General features: G+C 64.5%; 16 protein-coding genes. 4 read left to right on the top strand and 12 right to left on the bottom strand.

Annotated elements, in window-relative coordinates; genetic code table 11:
• The first annotated feature begins 737 nt into the window (after positions 1-737).
• Complete coding sequence (locus tag C84B14_RS10765) at positions 738-2,597, top strand: CocE/NonD family hydrolase (protein WP_353223996.1); 1,860 nt, start codon at positions 738-740, stop codon at positions 2,595-2,597.
• Positions 2,598-2,640: 43 nt separating this feature from the next.
• Here C84B14_RS10765 and C84B14_RS10770 read toward each other — a convergent pair whose 3' ends face one another.
• Both C84B14_RS10770 and C84B14_RS10775 read right to left on the bottom strand, forming a co-directional pair.
• On the bottom strand, positions 2,641-3,423 hold the full coding sequence (locus tag C84B14_RS10770) for a cytochrome c oxidase assembly protein (protein WP_353223998.1): 783 nt from the start codon (positions 3,421-3,423) through the stop codon (positions 2,641-2,643).
• Positions 3,420-3,884, bottom strand: a complete 465-nt coding sequence (locus tag C84B14_RS10775; RefSeq protein ID WP_353224000.1) for a DUF2243 domain-containing protein — start codon at positions 3,882-3,884, stop codon at positions 3,420-3,422. The genes C84B14_RS10770 and C84B14_RS10775 overlap by 4 nt, the downstream gene beginning before the upstream one ends.
• A 214-nt stretch (positions 3,885-4,098) precedes the next feature.
• Between C84B14_RS10775 and ectA the strand changes: the two genes are divergently transcribed.
• The gene (gene ectA, locus C84B14_RS10780; protein ID WP_353224002.1) at positions 4,099-4,626 is read left to right on the top strand and encodes a diaminobutyrate acetyltransferase; all 528 of its coding nucleotides are present in this window, start codon (positions 4,099-4,101) and stop codon (positions 4,624-4,626) included.
• Here the strand turns inward: ectA and C84B14_RS10785 are convergent.
• The 3 genes from C84B14_RS10785 to C84B14_RS10795 are packed head-to-tail and all read right to left on the bottom strand — an operon-like array spanning position 4,623 to position 9,430.
• Positions 4,623-6,038: an amidase gene (locus C84B14_RS10785; RefSeq protein WP_353224004.1), complete on the bottom strand. Its 1,416-nt coding sequence runs from the start codon at positions 6,036-6,038 to the stop codon at positions 4,623-4,625. The genes ectA and C84B14_RS10785 overlap by 4 nt on opposite strands.
• Before the next feature lie 43 nt (positions 6,039-6,081).
• Positions 6,082-8,097, bottom strand: coding sequence for a CocE/NonD family hydrolase (locus C84B14_RS10790; protein WP_353224006.1), 2,016 nt, complete (start codon positions 8,095-8,097; stop codon positions 6,082-6,084).
• 28 nt (positions 8,098-8,125) lie between these two features.
• Positions 8,126-9,430, bottom strand: coding sequence for an ATP-grasp domain-containing protein (locus C84B14_RS10795; RefSeq protein ID WP_353224007.1), 1,305 nt, complete (start codon positions 9,428-9,430; stop codon positions 8,126-8,128).
• Between the two features lie 279 nt (positions 9,431-9,709).
• On the opposite strand from C84B14_RS10795, the gene C84B14_RS10800 reads away from it, so the two are divergent.
• Positions 9,710-10,222 carry a CinA family protein gene (locus C84B14_RS10800; RefSeq protein WP_353224009.1) on the top strand — a complete coding sequence of 171 codons (513 nt, stop codon included), beginning with the start codon at positions 9,710-9,712 and terminating at the stop codon, positions 10,220-10,222.
• A gap of 22 nt (positions 10,223-10,244) precedes the next feature.
• Positions 10,245-11,072: an NAD(+) synthase gene (gene nadE, locus C84B14_RS10805; RefSeq protein WP_353224011.1), complete on the top strand. Its 828-nt coding sequence runs from the start codon at positions 10,245-10,247 to the stop codon at positions 11,070-11,072.
• A gap of 94 nt (positions 11,073-11,166) precedes the next feature.
• Here the strand turns inward: nadE and C84B14_RS10810 are convergent, their stop codons facing one another.
• The 7 genes from C84B14_RS10810 to C84B14_RS10840 all read right to left on the bottom strand — a co-directional run bounded on the left by C84B14_RS10810 (position 11,167) and on the right by C84B14_RS10840 (position 18,733).
• A complete protein-coding gene (locus tag C84B14_RS10810) occupies positions 11,167-12,276 on the bottom strand; it encodes a 5-methyltetrahydropteroyltriglutamate--homocysteine S-methyltransferase (protein ID WP_353224013.1) in 1,110 nt (369 codons plus the stop codon).
• 97 nt (positions 12,277-12,373) lie between these two features.
• Complete coding sequence (gene pcaG, locus C84B14_RS10815) at positions 12,374-12,997, bottom strand: protocatechuate 3,4-dioxygenase subunit alpha (RefSeq protein WP_353224015.1); 624 nt, start codon at positions 12,995-12,997, stop codon at positions 12,374-12,376.
• A gap of 2 nt (positions 12,998-12,999) precedes the next feature.
• On the bottom strand, positions 13,000-13,737 hold the full coding sequence (gene pcaH, locus C84B14_RS10820; protein ID WP_353224016.1) for a protocatechuate 3,4-dioxygenase subunit beta: 738 nt from the start codon (positions 13,735-13,737) through the stop codon (positions 13,000-13,002).
• 111 nt (positions 13,738-13,848) lie between these two features.
• The gene (gene pcaDC / locus C84B14_RS10825; protein WP_353224018.1) at positions 13,849-15,024 is read right to left on the bottom strand and encodes a bifunctional 3-oxoadipate enol-lactonase/4-carboxymuconolactone decarboxylase PcaDC; all 1,176 of its coding nucleotides are present in this window, start codon (positions 15,022-15,024) and stop codon (positions 13,849-13,851) included.
• A 17-nt stretch (positions 15,025-15,041) separates the two neighbouring features.
• The gene (gene pcaF / locus C84B14_RS10830; RefSeq protein WP_353224020.1) at positions 15,042-16,250 is read right to left on the bottom strand and encodes a 3-oxoadipyl-CoA thiolase; all 1,209 of its coding nucleotides are present in this window, start codon (positions 16,248-16,250) and stop codon (positions 15,042-15,044) included.
• A 283-nt stretch (positions 16,251-16,533) separates the two neighbouring features.
• Entirely contained in the window at positions 16,534-17,871 is a 1,338-nt protein-coding gene (locus tag C84B14_RS10835) for a class-II fumarase/aspartase family protein (protein ID WP_353224022.1), read from the bottom strand.
• A 55-nt stretch (positions 17,872-17,926) separates the two neighbouring features.
• Positions 17,927-18,733 carry an IclR family transcriptional regulator domain-containing protein gene (locus C84B14_RS10840; protein WP_348767294.1) on the bottom strand — a complete coding sequence of 269 codons (807 nt, stop codon included), beginning with the start codon at positions 18,731-18,733 and terminating at the stop codon, positions 17,927-17,929.
• Positions 18,734-18,784: the final 51 nt, after the last annotated feature.

Raw genomic sequence — 18,784 nt, forward strand, 5'->3', positions numbered from 1 at the left:
GTAATGTGCGATGAACCTTTTTTTTATCTAGGACTCATCGAACTCCCGACAGATAACAATTGTTCGACAGCCGCGTAGCGGCTGAATCGTGCAGCTTTAGCTGCACGAGCCCGAAAGGGCGAGCGGCGCAGCCGCGAGTAATCTTCCCGGGCCCGCCATGCAAAGAAGGCTTCCCAGACATGGGGAGCCTTTTTTATTTGCAACGACGCAATTCGAACTCCCGACAGACAACAAGAGAGTTCGACAACCGCGCGCAGCGCGGTTGAACGGGGCGGCGCAGCCGCACCGGCCCCGAAGGGGTGAGCCGCGTAGCGGCGAATAATCTTCCCGGGCCCGCCATGCAAAGAAGGCTTCCCAGAGATGGAGGGCCTTTTTTATTTGCAACGACGCAATTCGAACTCCCGACAGATAACAATCGTTCGACAGCCGCGTAGCGGCTGAATCGTGCAGCTTTAGCTGTACGAGCCCGAAAGGGCGAGCGGCGTAGCCGCAAGTAATCTTCCCGGGCCCGCGATGCCCCAGCGCTCCGTAGCCCGAGCGCGTTCCAGCCATGATCGCTACAACGCTAACTCGCAGCAGAACGCGGGTGGCAGCAAGCGGCGCGCAGCGGCCGCCCGCATGCGTCTCGTCTTAAAGTCGTATTGTCGGTGTTTATACCCATTACTTCCCGATGACAAAGGGATAACGTCTAGCGCTTATCGAGAACATGGGCCTGCCGCGGCGGGGAAGGGGGCGTGATGGGTAAGAAGGCATTCATGGCCGGGTGGGCGCTTGTTCTGTTGTTTGCCATGGGCCTGGCCGGCTGCGGCGATGGCGATGACGGGTCTGTAGACGTCACGAGCTCTCGCGAGCCCGTGGACGGCGGCGGTGGTGATCCTGCCACACCCGCAGCCCTGTTCTGCGACGAGAACGCACCCGCGCTTGAGGCCGGGCGCGTCGACGCGGTCACGCAATCGACCGATATCGATGGCACGACGATCGATGTGGCCATGACGTTGTATACGCCGGCGCTCGACAAAGGCGAGTGCGCGCCGCTGATCGTTCACAGCCACGGCTTTGGCGGCAGCCGGATTACCGCCCTCGACGACGTGGCAGACGACGCCAACGCGTCCGATCTGGCCACTCGCCAGGCGTGGGAATCGGGCTATTTCGTGGTCAGTTTCGATCAGCGCGGCTTTGGCGAGACGGGGGGCCGGGTGATGGTCGAAAACCCCGACTTCGAAGGCCGCGACACGACAGCGGTCATCGACTATGCGATCGAACGATTCGAGGGCCGTCTGGCCTATCGTCGCGGCGAACCCGTGCTCGGCGCGCTCGGCCTGTCCTATGGCGGCGGTTATCAGCTGGTGGGCGCCGGCGTGGACCCGCGCATCGACGCCATCGTGCCCGCGGCCACCTGGCACGACCTGACTTATAGCCTCGCACCGAACGGCACGCCCAAGACCGTATGGCTGGATCTGCTGGTCCTGCTCGGCGTGACCGGCGCCGAAGGTGCGCTCGATCCGTTTCTCTACGAGGGCTTCGTGCAAGCCCAGTTTGGCGAGATTTCAGAGGATATTCTCGCCGAGGTCGAAGGCAACGGGCTGAACGCCTTCTGCGATGGGTTACGCCCGAGCGAAGGCGTACCGCGCGTCGATGCGTTTTTCGTACAGGGCGTGAACGATACGCTGTTCAACATGAACGAGGCCGTGCGCAACGCCCAGTGCCTGCGTGCGGCCGGCAACGACGTGCGCGTGCTCATTCAGCGCACCGGCCATATCCTGCCGCTTTTCCAGGCCGTGCAGGGCGCGTTCGGTTTCGACCTGGACCCGCGTGTTACCTGCGGCAATGCGACCTATGCCACCTCGGAGCGCATGCTCAGCTTTCTCGACGAGAAGCTGCGCGGTGTCGAGGCCCGCCCGCCGGTCGACGACAATTGCTTCGTTCAGGAGGATACGCACGGCGTGGTGACCGACGATGTCCCGATCGGTGGGCAGCGTTACACAATACCTTCCACCACCCTGTCCACCGGCCCGGTGGTGGAAACCGTGGTCAACGTACTCCAGGGCCTGCAGATCAACGGCAGCCCGCTGCTGCCGACCGTGCTCGAGTCGCTGGGCATGACGGTGGCCAACCTGCTGGATACGCTCGAGGCGTTGTTGACCAACCCGGGCGAACTCGACAGCGTGCTGACCGACGAGGTGCTGCAGCTGCTACCGCCGGAATTGCTCAACGAGCTGACCGCGCCGTCGCGGGAACTGTTCCTGTTCACCGCAGAACAGCCGATGACGCTGGCGGGTATCCCCGTGGCGGACCTGAAGATCGAGAGCGCGGCGGAGAATCCCATCGTGTTCGTAGGCCTGGGCCTCAAACGTCAGGGCGAAACCCGCATCGATCTGATCAATACGCAGGTCGCGCCGTTGAGCGGGCACGCCGACGGGGTTTACCAACAGCCACTGGTGGGTATATCGACCCGGCTCAACCCCGGCGACGAGGTGTATCTGATGGTGTACGGCTTTCATAACCAGTACTACCTCAGCTTCAATCGTCTGCCGCGCGTGGTGACGTTTTCGGGCAGCGTGGATCTGCCGTTGCTGTCAGAAGCGATGCGCCCGTAATGACGGGTTGGTGCGTGACCGACGCTGGGTCACGTTCGGCGCGTCAGCCATGGTCGGTCGCCTCTATAGTCTTGCTGTTTGACCCCGCGTGACGGGCGCTACCACGGGGTTTGAACAAGGCGGCGAAGAAGGCGATCGCCATCGCGATCGCGGCCAGGTCGCCGCCGTAGTACATCAGCTCTGCTGCCAGCTGGCGCTGATCGAGCGTGCTCCCCGAGTCGAGCGGATAAGCGTGCAGATACATGTACTTCGACAGGGCGCCGTGGAGCGCCATTGCCACAAAGAACACGAGCAGGCGCAGACGCGGCCCGGGTCGGTGTGGGGCCGGGTCTGGCCCGGCGATCGACCATACGAACAGGCAGCCGGCGAGCAAGAAGTGCAGGTGCAGCAGCGTGCCTGCCCACGGCGTGTCGTGCATGAAGCCATACAGCGGGGTGAGATAGAGCAGGAACATGGCGCCGATATCCAGCAGCGCGGCGCTGACCGGATGGGCGAGCGCGCGTATCGGTACGCTGCCGAGAAGACGCACCAAGGTACGGCCAGCCCGCTGCGGCAGCACGCGTAGCGCCAGGGTGACGGGCGCGGCCAGCACCAGCCCGACCGGGGCATACATGCCGAGCATGAGGTGCTGGACCATATGGCCTTCGATGCGTGCATGGCCAAAATGCATCATGGCCGGGCTCAGCGCGATCAAGGCCAGTACGGCGCCGGCCAGCCAGCTGAGCCCACGTTGCAGGGACCATTCGTTTCGACAGGCATACCAGGCCAGGCCATAGGCCAGAGTTGCCGCGCCCAGGCCCGCGAGGAGCAGCGCATGCCCGATCACGGGGTGTCGCAGTGCCGCCGCGCGTGGCGCAGGGCGACCATTCCCGCCACAAGAATGAGCAGCCCTGCACCAATCCAAGCCACGTCGTAGGGCCAGACGGGGTCGACATAGCGCACCTGGTGCAGGCCGAGAATCTTGTGGTCGACCACCCCGTCGAAGACCTGGAAACCACCCGCGCCAAGCAAAAGGGCGGCCTTGAAATGCCGGGGCGCGAAGCGCTGTGTCTTCAGCAGGGAGCGGGCGATGAACGCTCCGGCGATAAGAAACAGCAGCTCGCCGGCATGTAGTAGACCGTCGGAGAACAGAGCGAAGGCGCCCGAGCGCGCGTCGACGAAGTGGTGCCAGGCCAGCAGCTGGTGGAATACGATCTCGTCGACCGCTGACATCAGCCCGATGCCGATGAGCAGGCCGGACTGGAGGGTGGCACGCGTATTGGCGCGGGTGGGTTCAAAAGCGGACATCGGGGCCTTGAACAAGAAATGGCGGCACGAGGCTAGGCCGGCATGCCGCCGCGAACAATACGCAATTTCCGCAGGCGGGTGCGGCGTGCTGGGTTGGCCATCGATATCAAAATCGATGCCCGCCCCCCGTGGGTACGGTTACGTACTTCTACTCAAGGAGGAAAAGCGCGCAGGGTTTTAGCATGGCGCCAGATTCGAAACGGCGATAACGCAAATGAGCGATGGAACGCTGGTTCTTCGCGAACCCGATGTAAACGACGGCGCGCGGCTGCATGGTTTCGTGCGGGCACTGCATCCGCTGGCCGAGAACTCGGTCTACTGCAATATCCTGCAGTGTACCCACTTCTCGGAAACCACCGTGGTCGCCGAACGCGGCGGCCGCATCATCGGCTTCGTGAGCGGCTATCTGCACCCTAAGAAGGCAAATACCTATTTTTTATGGCAGGTGGGCGTGCACGCCGAGGGGCGTGGCCAAGGCCTGCCGCTGCGCATGATCCAGGCCGTACTGGCGCGCCCGGTCTGTGCCCATGTCACAACCCTCGAAGCCACGGTGACGGCGAGCAACAGCGCTTCGCAGGGGCTGTTCCGACGCCTGGCCCAGGCCGAGGGCGCGCAGTGCCATGTGACCCCGGATTACCTGGAAGCCACACACTTCGGCCCCGACAACGTCTATCCGGAAGAACTGTTCACGGTCACGCCGCTATCGACACCGGGTCGAAGCCAGGCAAACGACGGTGCCTAGCCCAGACGCGGTGCCCGGTCAGTGAGCGGATGGGCCTGCTGTAGTACGCGCCCGGCGCGCATCACGAGATGATCGGCGTGGCGCGGGCCGACGAACTGGGCGCCGATCGGGCGCTCGCCGTCGCCGAAGCCGCAGGGCACGGTGATTGCCGGCTGGCCGCTCATGTTCCAGGGCCAGGCGAATAGTGCCCAGCTGGTCCAGCGCTCGTGCGGCCAGTCGGCTGGTACTTCGCGTCCGGCCTCGAAGGGCAGCACGGGGGCGGTGGGACAGAGCACGAGATCGTAGTCGCGATGAAAGTCGCTCATACGCTGCATCAGCGCGACCCGCTCACTGTCGGCAGCCAAATAATCCGCCGCGCTGGCCTGTAGATAGCGTTTGACCATTGGCTGTAGCGGCGCATCCAGCGTTTCGATCTGGGCCTCGCTCCAGTCGCGGGCCATGACCGCGGTCTCGGTGAAGAACATCTGGTGATAGCTTTCGCGCAGCGCGCCCGTATCCGGATGGATGGGCGGGTCGGTACGCACCACGCGCGCGCCGTGGCTGGCCAGCAGGTCCGCGCTATGCTCGAGCGCGGCAGCGATCTGCGGGTCCACGTCGACATCGAAACCCAGCGCCGGGCTGAAGGCGATACGCAGGCCGCGAATGTCGCCGGCCATGGCCCGATCGGAGCGGCTTTCGTCGCCGCCGTGCTGTGGCGTGCTCGGATCGCTTTCGGTAATCACGTCGATCAGCGTGGCGGCGTCCTGCACGGTCCGGGTGATCGGCCCGCGTTCGGTGAGCTTGTCGTGGTGACTGCCGGGCAGGGTGGGCGCGTGGCCATGCGATGGCTTGAAGCCCACCGCGCCGCAAAAGCTGGCCGGGATGCGTATCGAGCCGCCGGTATCGGCGCCGAGCGCGACCGGGGTGACGCCCGCGGCCACCGCCGCGGCACTGCCGCCGCTGGAGCCACCGCAGGTCATGGCGGTGTTCCAGGGGTTGCGGGTAATACCGGTCAGCGGCGAATCGGTCACCGCTTTCCAACCGAATTCCGGTGTGGTGGTCTTGCCGACGGGCACGAAGCCGTGGCGTCGACAGGCGGCGACCGTAGGCGCATCGAAGGTCTTGGCCCGGGTATCCGTAAGCTTGGAGCCGTCGCGGGTCGGCCAGCCGATCATGTCGAAGGCGTCTTTCACCGCCACCGGCAGACCGTCGATACGGCCCATGGGCTGTCCGGTGCGGTAGCGCTCGTCGGCGGCTTCCGCGGCATCGCGGGTGGCGCGTTCGTTGATATGACAGAAGGCGTTGAGCCGGGCATCCACCTGTTCGATACGACGCAGTGCGCAGTCGGCCAGCGTCGTCGCGCTGACCTCACGACGGGCCAGACGCGCCAGCATATCGCTCGCAGTCAGGCGGATGTAGTCATCGATTTGCATAGCTTTTTTTGGATAGTCCAAGTCTGCCTATCGCGTGCTCGCATTAAACGCCGTTGCGCGCGATTTTTCGATTCCAGTTGTTCGAGTACACGCGCCGCCCGTCTTCGTAGGCATCGAGTTCGGCGTGCACGTGAAAATTCTCACTGTCCGCGGTGAGCACGGTGCGGGTACGCGTGTAAATCGACCAGCCCTCGCGTTCGAGCGTGCGATGTGCCACGACTTCTGCGCTGGGCGAGCCGAAGTCGCCGGTGCGAAAGCTGTAGTACTCGCGCGTATCGTCGGCCACGGTCAGATCGGCGTCGGCAATGTGATAGCGCCCGCCGTCCTTGATGACCTCCAGCGTCGACTCGTTGCTGTCGAGGTCGCGATGCACCAGCCAGCGCTGCTGACCCTGGGTGAGTTGTTCGACGTCGAGCTTGGGCACGTCGCGCGGTGCATCGAAGGCGATATCGGCGTCGCTTGCCTGACGCGCGCGTTCGGGCAGACGCAGGCGCGAGTTCTCGGTATGTACCGTAAGCCGAGTGGACTGCGCCGGCGGCCAGGCCAGCGGGTAGTAGGAGCAGGACACGCTCAGACGCAGGCAGTGGCCGGCCGCGATGATCTGGCCCAGCTCGTTGCATTGAACCGATACGCGATAGCGTTTGCCCGGCTCGAGTTCCTCGACCCGGTCATGGCCGTTGCGATGGGTGAGGTTGAGCAGCCCGTAGGTGCATCGGGTAGCGCTGCCATCCGGGGCAACATCGGACAGACGCACCGCGACCATGCCGGTCGGCTGATTGCAGGACAGCTCCAGTTCGACCACCGGCGCGCCGAGCATTTCGAAATCCTGCTCGAACAGCTCGGTGTCGAACACCAGAGCGCCGCCGTCTTCCTCGCGCTGATCGTGCGGCAGGTCCGGGCCGGCTGCATAGGAGCACCATTTGCCGGCGAACAGGCCCACGCTCAACGGTGACTCGACATCGTGATGGCCAACTTCGGGGTCGTCGAAGTTCTCGGTCAGCAGATCGGGTTCGAGTTGAAACACGCGTTCATCGCGCTGCGGCGGCCACTGGCTTTCGCCGGCCCAGTAGCCGGGGCGGTAGCTGTAGCTGCCCGACGGCGGAATGCTTTCCTGCATCCAGGCCCGCAGGGCGGGCTGGTTTTCCACGCCGTTGTCGATGTTCTTGATCCAGCGATCGCACCAGCGCAGCACCTCGCCCTGGAAATCGATGGCCGGTCCGGGCACGCCCTGGTGCGGATACTTGTGGCTCCAGGGGCCGACCAGCCCCTGAGTGGGCACGTCCAGATTGTCGAGCAGGCGGAATACGGAATTGGTGTAACCGTCCGCCCAGCCGCTGACCGCGAGCACCGGGCACTGGACCGAGGAAAAATCCTCGCAGATCGAGCCGTGGCGCCAGTAGTCGTCACGCGTCTGGTGTGCCAGCCATTTTTCCAGCCACAGGCCACTGCCTTCCAGGCGCTTGAACCATAGGTCGCGCCATTGCTCGCCGACCAGCTGCGGGTCCGGCGGCAGCGAGTTGAAGGCGAACATCACCGACGCCCAGGACAGATTGTCGCCGAGCAGACAGCCGCCCATGTAGTGGACGTCGTCCGCATAGCGATCGTCGGTCGAACACACGCTGATGACGGCCTTCAACGCCTCGGGCTGGCGGGCTGCGACCTGCAGGCCATTGAAGCCGCCCCAGGAGATCCCGATCATCGCGACGCTGCCGTCGCACCAGGGCTGCTTGGCGAGCCACTCGATGATTTCCACACCGTCCTGGAGTTCGAGCTCGAGGTATTCGTCCTCGAGCACGCCTTCGGAATCACCGCTGCCGCGCAGATCCACGCGCACGCCGGCATAGCCGTTATCGGCGAATACCGGGTGCATGGTTTCGTCGCGCGAGCGGGTGAAGTCGCGCTTGCGGTAGGGGATGTACTCGAGGATCGCCGGCACCGGTTGGCTGTCGGCATCGTCGGGCAGCCAGATACGGGCTGCCAGACGGGTGCCGTCGCGCATCGGGATGGTGGTGTGCTCGATAACGCGGTGATTGGCCTCGTGTGCCGCTAGATCGCTCATGAAGTTCGCTTGTTCGACGTCGTGAATGTCAGTCGTAGTTGGTCTCGACCTTACGCGAGAACCGATATCCGAGGATATGCATGGCCTCGTGGAAATACTTGTTCAAGTCGTCGTAGTTGTCCGCGCCCAGGAACAGGTCGCCCAGCTCGAAGCTGTAGCTGTCCTGGTTGGGCAGATCCTCGAGCTGCATGCCTTCGCTGACATGGCTTTTGAACATCGCATGCGGAAAACGCTCGCGTAGCCGTTCGATGTCCTTTTCGCCCGGTACGCGGGTGACGCGCGCGCTGTCGTAGGCACGCGGCATGAATTTGGCCGAATAGTTGTACGGGCCGCCGCCGTTGGGGAAGTTGGGCTGCTTGCCCATGGCCACGTCAATCGCCACCTCGTGGTGCGACGCGCCCTCGACGAGATAGAACAGGGGCGAGTGCGACTTCGAGATACGTGCGTTGACCTCGAGCAGCTTGAGATCGTCACGCTCTTCGTCCCAGAGGAACTCGATATTGAACGGCGTATTGTCCAGCCCTATATGGGTGGCCAGCTCGCAGGATTTCTGGCGCATATGATCGAGCACGGCATCCGGCAGATTCGATGGATACACATAGCCCGTGAAGCTCGAACCACCCGGTGCACGCAGCGAATCGATCACGCCGTACACATGGGCCTCGCCGTTCTGCACATAGCCTTCGACGGTGCAGCCACGCCCGGCGATGATGCCTTCGGCCACGCAATAGCGTCCGCGCAGTAGCGCACGCTGATCGCCCAGCGTGGCGCGCTGGCTGAAGGCTTCGAAGGGCTCGGCGAACTTGTCGATGCCCTTGCGGATTTCGCGCAGCGCATGGCGCAGGTCTTCGCGGCCGTCGATACGAAAGCCCAGCGTGCTCGAAAACGCGACCACCGGCTTGAGCCAGAACGGATAGGGCAGGGGCGGATCGTCGAGCAGCGCGTCGTCTTCCGGATCGACGAGTGCAAAGGGCGGCGTCAGTTCCGGGGCGACTTCCGAGGTCGCCAGACGTGTGCCGTACTTGTTCTCGCACATCAGCGCGGCCTTGAGCGAGGGCGTGGCATGACCGGCGCGGTCACGCAGAATCGGCAGCAGGCTGGTGGTCGGGAAATCCCAGTGGCCGACGATCGCATGCAAACCGCCGGGGACCTTGTCCATGCCGTACTGGGCATCGTGGATGAAATCCTCGACCGGATATTTTTCAGGGTTCACGATCTGGTCGTAGTCGATCAAACCCGAGAAGTTGTAGCGTTCGGCGTCGCGTACCGTGCGCAACATCTCGAGGTTGAAGTCATCCAGACCGATGACGGCGATATTCTGCGGGTCGTCCATGTCGGAGCCTTTCCGATGGTCAAATCTATCTGCAGACGCAGGTATGCGTTCGACGGGCCTACGCCGGCCGCGCGGGTACGTCTGCATGTGAAGTTCACAGGAGCGGGCGAACCCTAGAGATCACGAAAGGCGGGATAAATCCGTATTTTCCCCCGCATTTCGAAAATCTTCGCGAGCCGCGGCGAAATGCGCAGAAACACGGACAGACGACGGCGCGGCCCGATCGCTAATGTGCCGGCAGACAGGCAGAACACGACCATAACGAAGGAGCTGCCCGGTATGGATCGTATCGAAGACATCGCGAATTTCCTGCTGCGTAACGAGGTCAAGCTCGCCACGGCCGAATCCTGTACTGCGGGATTGATCGTATCCGAGCTGGCACGTGTGCCCGGCAGCGGCCAGGCGATCGACTGCGGCCTGGCCGTTTACTCGCCGCAGGCAAAAAACCGCTATCTGAACGTGGCCTATGAACTCATCGACGAGCACGGGTTGACCAGCGAAGCCGTTGCCGACGCCATGGTGGCCGGCGCGCTCGATAACAACGATGCCAACGCGGCTGTCGCCAATACCGGCATTGCCGGGCCCGCGGCCGGCCCGAACGGGCTGGAGCCGGGGACGGTGTGCCTGGCCTGGGCGGTTCGCCGCGGCGACACGGTTCATCGATTCACCGAAACGCGCTATTTCGAGGGCGAGCGCAACGAGGTACGCCACGGCGCGGCCCATTACGGGTTGCAGCGGCTGGTGTTCTATTTCGACGAAGTCTTTTCCGGCCATAACCCGACGGCCGTGTAAGCCGACAACCAAGGAATGATCAATGGCTATGCAATCCCGGACCACGCAGCGAGACATCATCGAAGCGCTGGATGTTTCGCCGCGTATCGACGCCGAGCGCGAAGTCGAGCGCCGTATCGGTTTTCTTGCCGACTATTTGCGCCACGGTGGTTTGAATGCCCTAGTGCTGGGCATTAGCGGTGGCGTGGATTCCACCATCGGCGGACGGCTTTGCCAGCTTGCGGTAGAGCGCATTCGCGATGACGGGGGCGAGGCGCGTTTTTATGCCGTACGCCTGCCGCACGGTGAACAGCACGACGCCGACGATGCTCGTAGCGCGCTCGATTTCATTGCGCCCGACGAACTGCTCGATGTGAATATCGAGGCGCCCACGAGCGGCATGCAGCAGGCGCTCGAGAACAGCAACCTGAGCTTCGATGACGCCGAACAGGAGGATTTCATCCTCGGCAACGTCAAGGCGCGCCAGCGCATGGTCGTTCAGTACGCCATCGCCAGCCGGCATCAGGGCCTGGTGGTCGGAACCGATCAGGCTGCGGAAGCCGTGATGGGGTTCTTCACCAAGTTCGGTGACGGCGCGGCCGATGTGACGCCGTTGTTCGGCCTGACCAAGGGCCAGGTTCGTGCGCTCGGCGAACGACTCGGCGCGCCCGAGGAACTGGTGAACAAGCAGCCCACGGCCGATCTGGAATCGCTGCGTCCGCAACGCCCGGACGAAGAAGTCTTCGGCGTGAGCTACGACGAGATCGACCGCTTTCTCGAAGGTGGCGAGGTCAGCGCCGAGGCGCGTGAAACGATTATCGACGCCTACGAAGCCACCGCCCACAAACGCGCCATGCCGGCCGCGCCCTGAGCCGGCGATAACCGGCCGGCCCGAATGGCGCGGGCGAATGCACGGCGGCTTGCGCGCCTCGGCCTGCAACAAACGCAGGCCGAGGCGGATGGCGTTATTTCCAGACCTGTTCCGCGGTTTCGACCACGCGCTCCAGCTTGGCCCACTGCACGTCTTCGGTGATCTCGTTGCCTTCGGCGGTACTGGAGAAGCCGCACTGCGGGCTCAGGCATAGCTGATCGAGCGGCACGTACTGTGCGGCCTCGTCGATACGTTTGGCCAGTTCGTCGTGCGACTCCAGCGCTTCGCGCTTCGAGGAAACCAGGCCGAGCACCACGTCCTTGCCCTTGGGTACGAAACGCAGCGGCGCGAAGTCGCCCGAGCGTTCGTCGTCGTATTCCAGAAAATAGGCGTCCACGTTCAGCTCGTTGAACAGCACGTCGGCCACCGGCTCGTAGCTGCCCTGGGCAAACCAGGTGCTGCGATAGTTGCCGCGGCACAGATGCACGCCGACGGTCAGATCGTCCGGCTTGCCTTCGAGCGCGGCGTTGATGAGTTCGGCATAGCGGTGCGGCAGTTCGTTCGGGTCGTCGCCGCGATCGGCCGCGGCAGCGCGCATGTCCGGATCGCAGAGATAGGCCAGATTGGTGTCGTCGAGCTGGATATAGCGACAGCCCGCGTCGTGCAGGGCCGCGATCTCGTCGCGATAGCACTGGGCGAGATCCTCGAAGAAGCCGTCCAGTTCCGGGTAGGCCTCGATATCGATCGCCGCGCGGCCACCGCGAAAATGCACCATCGTCGGGGAGGGGATCGAAACCTTGGGCATGACGCCGCTATGGGCTGCCAGATATCGGTAGTCCGCAACCTGGATATTGCGGGCGTGGGCGAGCTTGCCGGTCACGCTGAGCTTGGGCGGCGTGAAGCCGTCGTCCGACGACTTGGCGTTGGGGTTGGCACTGATGCCGCCGGTGACGCTCACGCCATCCAGCTGTTGCAGAAAATCCAGATGGAAATAGGCACGCCGGAATTCGCCATCGGTCACACACGGGAGGCCAACGTTTTCCTGTTTTCTGACGACGTCGGCGATCGCCTTGTCTTCGACAGCGCGCAGCGCATCGGCGTCGATCTCGCCCCGCGCATGCTCGGCACGGGCCTGCATGAGGTTTGCCGGGCGCAGCAGGCTGCCGACGTGGTCGCAGCGAAAGGGAGGTTGGGTGCGATGCATGGGTCGTCCTTTTTTGGCTTTCTATTCAGCGTGATGGCTTGGCTCGGGACGCACAAGTCGACGCGCCGCGGCACGGCGTTGTCACGGCGCCCGATTATCAGAAATCGAAGAACACGGTTTCCTGCGGGCCCTGGAGATGGATTTCGAAGCGATAGCGTGGTGTGTCGGCCTGGGTATCGCGGCGCGCGATCAAGGTGTCGCGCCGACTCGGCGGCAGCGCGTTAAAGAAGCGGCAGCCGGCGTTCGCTTGGTGTTCGTCATCGAAATACAGCCGCGTATGCAGGTGGATATTGATGCCGCGTGCGAAGAGCATGAGGTTGATATGTGGTGCCATCGGCTGGCCGCCCGGGTGCGCCACACGGCCAGGTTTGACCGTATAAAACGTCCACCAGCCGTCGTCGGTCGCCGATGGCGCGCTGCGCCCGAAGCCGCGAAAGGCGTGCTCGGCGCGATAGTCGGTTTGATAGACGCCGTGTGCGTCGGCCTGCCAGGCCTCGACGAAGATATCCTCGACCGGATCGCCGTTGCCGTCGATCACCCGGCCGTGGATTTCGATCGCCTCGCCTGCGGCATCCGCGGCGGCGATCTCGGGGCCGATTTCCGACGCGCGCGGCGGCAGGCCGGCTACATCGAGTGCCAGGCCGATATGCACGAACGGCCCGGCGGTCTGCGAAGGGGTTTCCGGGTACGAAAGTCCTTCATCACGGGTGGGGCGCGTCATATTCAGCTCGCGTTTTCGAAGTAGGTCTGCAGCGCGCCGCGGGTGACGATATCGAAACGGTAGGCGAGACAGTCCATCGGCCGGGCCGCGGCCTTGTCGAGCCGGGCGACGAGGGTGGCGACCGCCTCCGGATCATCGAGCGTGTTCACGATCGGACACAGCGGGATGAGCGGATCGCCTTCGAAATAAAGCTGGGTTATTAGACGCGTACTGATCGACGGGCCCATCACCGAGACGTGGATATGCGCCGGGCGCCACGAGTTCACGTCGTTCGGCCAGGGATAGGGGCCGGGCTTGACGGTACGAAAGCGATACCAGCCGTCGTCATCCGTGATGGTTCGGCCCACGCCGCCGAAATTCGGATCGAGCGGGGCGAGGTAGCCGTCCTTGATATGGCGATACTTGCCGCCGGCGTTGGCTTGCCAGATCTCGACCAGTGTACCGGCCACGGGTTTGTTGTACTGATCCACCACGCGGCCGTGAACAATGATGCGTTCGCCGATGGGCAGGCCGTCCTGTGCCGTGCCCGAGCGAAAGTTCAGGAGCAGGTCGTTGTCGAAGCGGCCGAGCGCAAACCGGTCGAAATCCGGGCCGGTCAGTTCCGAGGCGGTCGGGCTTTGCAGGCTGACCAATGGCTGCTGCGGAGCCCGGGCGACGGATGTCTTGTAGGCGGGGGCATAGGGCCTTGGGTGCCATTCGCGATCACGCATGACGAAGCGGTTGTGCTTGTTCTGCGCCATGACCTCTCCTGGTGGTCGCGTATCAGCCGGCCCGTCCAATCGAATAGGCTGCATTGTGCAACAGATCGGAACCGTGAATCGAGTCCGCGTGTCGCCGCTGCCAAGCCAGGCCTACGCCGGGTCGCTGCGGCCCCAGCCCTGTTCCTTGGCGAGCTTGAAAGCGTGATTGGCCGCCGGCACGCCGGCATAGATCGCCACGTGCATGAGTGCCTGTCGCAGTTCGGCTTCGGGTACGGCCAGACGCTGTGCGGTCTTGAGGTGCAGGATCAGCTCGTCGTCCCGGCCGAGCGCGGCGAGTATGGCGATGGTGATCAGGCTGCGCTGGGTGCGCGGCAGGTCCGTATTGCCCCAGAGTTCCCCCCAGGCATAGCGCGTGATCATGTCTTGAAACGGCGCGTCCAGCGTTGTGGCCGAGTCGGCGGCACGATCGACGTGGGCGTCGCCGAGCACGGCGCGCCTTGTGTTCATCCCGTCGGCATGGGTTGCCGGCGTTGCGGGGCCGGGGTGGGCAGCGCAGGCCGCGACCAGGCAGTCGGCGAAGGCCGCGCTGTCTTCCACCGACGGCACGTGCGCCACGCCTTCGATCGTGGTGAGCGGCGCGCCGCCCAGTTCTTCGGCCAGGGCCTGCAGGGTGGCCACCGGCGTGGCCGGATCATCGCTGCCGGCAATCAGCCGGACCGGCCGGTCGATGGTGTTCAGCCGGCCGCGCAAGTCTGCGTCTGCGAGCAGTTCGCACAGCCGCGCATAGCTTTCGTTGTCGGTGCGTGCGAGCTGATACGTCCAGCCGGCCAGGCCGGCCGGCTGCTGTTGCTTGTAGGCCTGGCCAAACCAGCGCTGGGCAAGCTCGGGCGCCATCTGTGCAAGGCCTTCGCTGCGAACCCTTGCGGCACGCGTCTGCCAGTCCTCGGGCTGGCCGATCACCGCGCCGGTATTGGTCAGTACGGCCCGCTCTACAACGGCGGGCGCATCGAGCATCAACGCCTGCCCGATCACGCCGCCGATGGAGGAGCCCACGAACGTACAGCGTGGGATGGCCAGGGCGGCCAGCAGGGCGCTGGCATCCGCGGCCAGGTCGTGGGCGGTTACGGCGTGGTCGAGTGGCGCACTGGCGCCGTGGCCCGGCAAATCCCAGGCAATACAGCGCCAGCGCCCGCGCAGCCGGGCGGTGACCTCCCGCCATACATCGCGCGACATGCCCAGCGGATGTGCAAACAGCATCGCGGGCAGGTCGCTTTCGCCACTATCGTCGTAGCCAATGGTCCGGCCGTTGCACTCGACAAACGCCATGGTTTTTCCCGCTTGGATCAGACGCGCTCGATCACGGTGGCGATACCCTGGCCTACACCGATACACATGGTGCACAGCGCATAGCGGGCATCGGTGCGCGCCATCTCGTGCAGGGCCGCGCTGACGATGCGCACGCCCGACATGCCCAACGGGTGACCGAGCGCGATCGCGCCGCCGTTGGGGTTCACGTGCGGGGCATCGTCGGGCAGGCCCAGTTCGCGCAGGCAGGCCAACGACTGGCTGGCAAACGCTTCGTTGAGTTCGATGATGTCCATCTGCTCGATGGACAGTCCGAGACGGTCGAGCAGCTTGCGCGAAGCGTATACCGGGCCCATGCCCATGATGCGCGGTTCCACGCCGGCGGTCGCCATACCCAGAATACGGGCCTTGGGCTGCAGATCGAACTGCTTGATGGCCTCCTCCCCGGCCACCAGCAGCGCGCCGGCACCGTCGTTCACGCCCGAGGCGTTGCCGGCGGTCACCGTGCCGTTGCTGCGAAACGGCGTCGGCAGCTTGGCGAGTTTTTCCAGCGTGGTGTTCGCACGCGGGTGTTCGTCGGTATCGAACACGATCGGGTCGGCCTTTCGCTGGGGGATCTCGATCGGCGTGATTTCCTCGGCGAGACGGCCGGCCTGGCGGGCGGCTTCGGCTTTTTGCTGCGAGCGCAGGGCGAAGGCGTCCTGATCTTCGCGCGAAACCTTGTACTGCTCCGAGACGTTCTCGCCGGTCTCGGGCATGGAATCGATGCCGTACCACTGCTTCATCAGCGGATTGACGAAGCGCCAGCCGATGGTGGTGTCTTCCAGAATCTGCTGGCGGCTATAGGCGGATTCGGCTTTGGCCAGCACGTAGGGCGCCCGCGACATGGATTCCACGCCGCCCGCGAGCATCAGCTTCGTTTCCCCCGACCGGATTGCGCGGGCTGCCGTACCGATGGCGTCCATGCTCGAGCCGCACAGGCGATTGATGGTGGAGCCCGGTACGGCCGTCGGCAGCCCGGCCAGTAGCGCGCTCATGCGCGCGACGTTGCGGTTGTCCTCGCCGGCCTGGTTGGCACAGCCCATGAGCACATCGTCGATCGCGGCCGGGTCCAGATTCGGCGCCTGGGCGATTACGGCCTTGATGATATGCGCGAGCATGTCGTCAGGGCGCACGCTGGCCAGCGTGCCGCCGAAGCGGCCGACCGCGGTACGGGCTGGATGACAAAGATAGACGGTGTTGGACATGGCTGGATCTCGTTATGCGGTTGTTCGAATAGACGCGCGTCAGTCGCTGCCTCGACCGCGTCGCGGTCGATACAACCGACGACCCGCCGGTGACGGGCGTTCGAGCGCGTGCTGCAATCGCGGCATGATGTAACCGCAAACCTGCGGCTCTTGATGCAATGGTTCGCCTTGCGAACGTACGTTTGCATCGCGAATAACCTAATCGCTGTATGGTGCTGGCGTCAACGCGCGCCGTGCGCGCGCTGCGCGGCGTGTGGATCACCTTTTGTCGTGGGGTGGGCGATTACATCCGGTTCAGCATCTGGCGTACGCGTTCCACCTGCGCCAGGCTCGCGCCGACATGCGCCATCGGGTCGAGCGCGGCGCGCAGCCGTTGCTCATCGACGTGGGCCGCCACCTCGGGCCGTTCGAGCAGCACGTCGGCCAGCGCCCTTTTTTGGGCGACTGCCTGATGGATCGCTTCGGCGACAAGCCGTGCGGCCGCCGCGGCCGCGAGATGGGGCATCAGCATGTCTGTCGCAGGCTCGGCGAGAAATGCGCTGGCTGCCAGACGCAGATTGTGTTGCATGGCGTCGACGCGCACATCGAGCCCTTCGAACATCACGACCAGCGTATCGAGCATGCCCTCGACCAGCTGCAGGCTGTCGATGAGCGGTGCCCATTCGGCCTGCCATTCGCCGAGCCCGCGCTCCAGCGGCTGGGCGGCGACATTGTGCACCAGCGCCACGTTGGCATGGACCTGCCGTGCGGCCGTGCGCATGCGCGTACAGCCCACGGGGTTGCGCTTGTGCGGCATGGACGATGAGCCGCCGGCGCCGGTGGCTGCGGGTTCGCTCAGCTCGCCGATTTCGGTCTGGGCCATGAGCGCGACGTCGAGCGCGATCTTTTCCGCGGCGATCGCGACCGCGTCGAGCGCGTCTGCCAGGGCCACGATGGGCTGGCGATCGGTATGCCAGGGCAGCAGCGGGCGATTGAGGCCCAGTTCGTCGGCCAGGGCCTCCATCAACGCCGGGCCGTGATCGGGAAAGCCCGTATGTACCCCTACCGGCCCGCCGAACTGTACGAACAGACCGTTTGCAGCGATATCGACCAGGCGCGTTTCGGCTTGCGCAAGTCCCCCGAGCCAGTGCGCGACCTTGGCGCCAAAAGTGATGGGCAGCGCCTGCTGCATGAGCGTACGCCCGATCATCGGGGTGCGTGCATGGGCCGTCATCAGTGCGCTGCCGTGGCCGCGTGCTTCGACGAGGCGCTGTTCAATGCGTGCGAGCCCCGGTTGGATGACAAGCATCAACGCGGAGTCGACGATGTCCTGGCTGGTGGCGCCATAATGAAAATGCGCCCGCAGGTCGGCGTCGAGCAAGGCCTTGGCCTGCTTGACGAAGGGAATTGCGACGTTGCCGCCGTCGGCGGTATCGGCGGCCAGGGCGTCGAGGTCGAAGGCGTCGATATCCAGCCGGGTTTCGATCGCGGCGGCGGTGCCGGCGGGCACCAGCCCGGCGCGTTCCTGTACGCGGGCCAGCGCACATTCGACACGGCACATCGCCGCAAGGAAGTCCCGCGGCGAACAGGCAGCGACGCCGGCGCGGCTCATGAAGGGATGACGGATAAACGCGTCGAGCATGGCGATACTCCCGAACGGATCGCGCGGATTGGGCGCCGACGACCGGGCGTGGCGATCAGCCCACCTGGCGGGCGATCTCGTCGCAGGTCTGCTGCAGCAACGGCAGAAAGCGTGACTTGAGCGTCTTGCGATCCACTCGCGCCGCGTTGGTGCTGATATTGATCGCGCCCAGCAGTACGCCGTGCATGTTGTACACCGGCACGGCCAGCGAGCGCAGGCCCGATTCGAGCTCCTGATCGACGATACAGAAGCCCTGTTCGCGGGCCTTATCGAGATGTGCCCGCAGCTTGCTGACATCGGTGATCGTGCGCGGGGTATAGGTTTCGAACTTAAGATTGGCCAGCACCGCGTCCAGTTCGGCGGGCTCGAGCATGGCCAGGAGCATACGCCCCATGGAGGTGGTCGCGGCCGGCAGCGGGGTGCCGATCGACAGTGCGATCGTCATCAAACGATGCGGGGCCGCCGAGCGCGCCACGTAGATCACGTCCGCGCCCTGGAGCACGCCCATGGATGACGACTCGCCGGTGATTTCGGTAATGCGTTCCAGGTGCTGGCGGATGACCGGCTGGTAGTTGTTCGACGACAGAAACGCATAGCCCAGCTGCAGCGTCTTGGGCGCCAGCTCGAAATAGCGATCCTTGCGCCGAACATAGCCCAGCCCGTGAAGAGTCAGCAGAAAACGACGGGCTTTCGCACGGTTCATACCGGTGCGTGCGGCGACCTCGCTGAGGGTCATGCGTGGGTGGTCGCCGTCGAAGGCACGAATGACCTGCAGGCCGGTATCCAGCGCGGTAACAAAGTCGCGATGGTCGGGGGTCAGCCCCGTAAAACTGTCGTCCTGTTCGCGTGGCACGTCGCTGATCAACTGGTGGAAAACGGACGCCAGTGTAGCAACGACACGGGTTGTTCGCTT

The organism is Salinisphaera sp. C84B14 (assembly GCF_040361435.1).
Taxonomy (GTDB): Bacteria; Pseudomonadota; Gammaproteobacteria; order Nevskiales; family Salinisphaeraceae; genus Salinisphaera.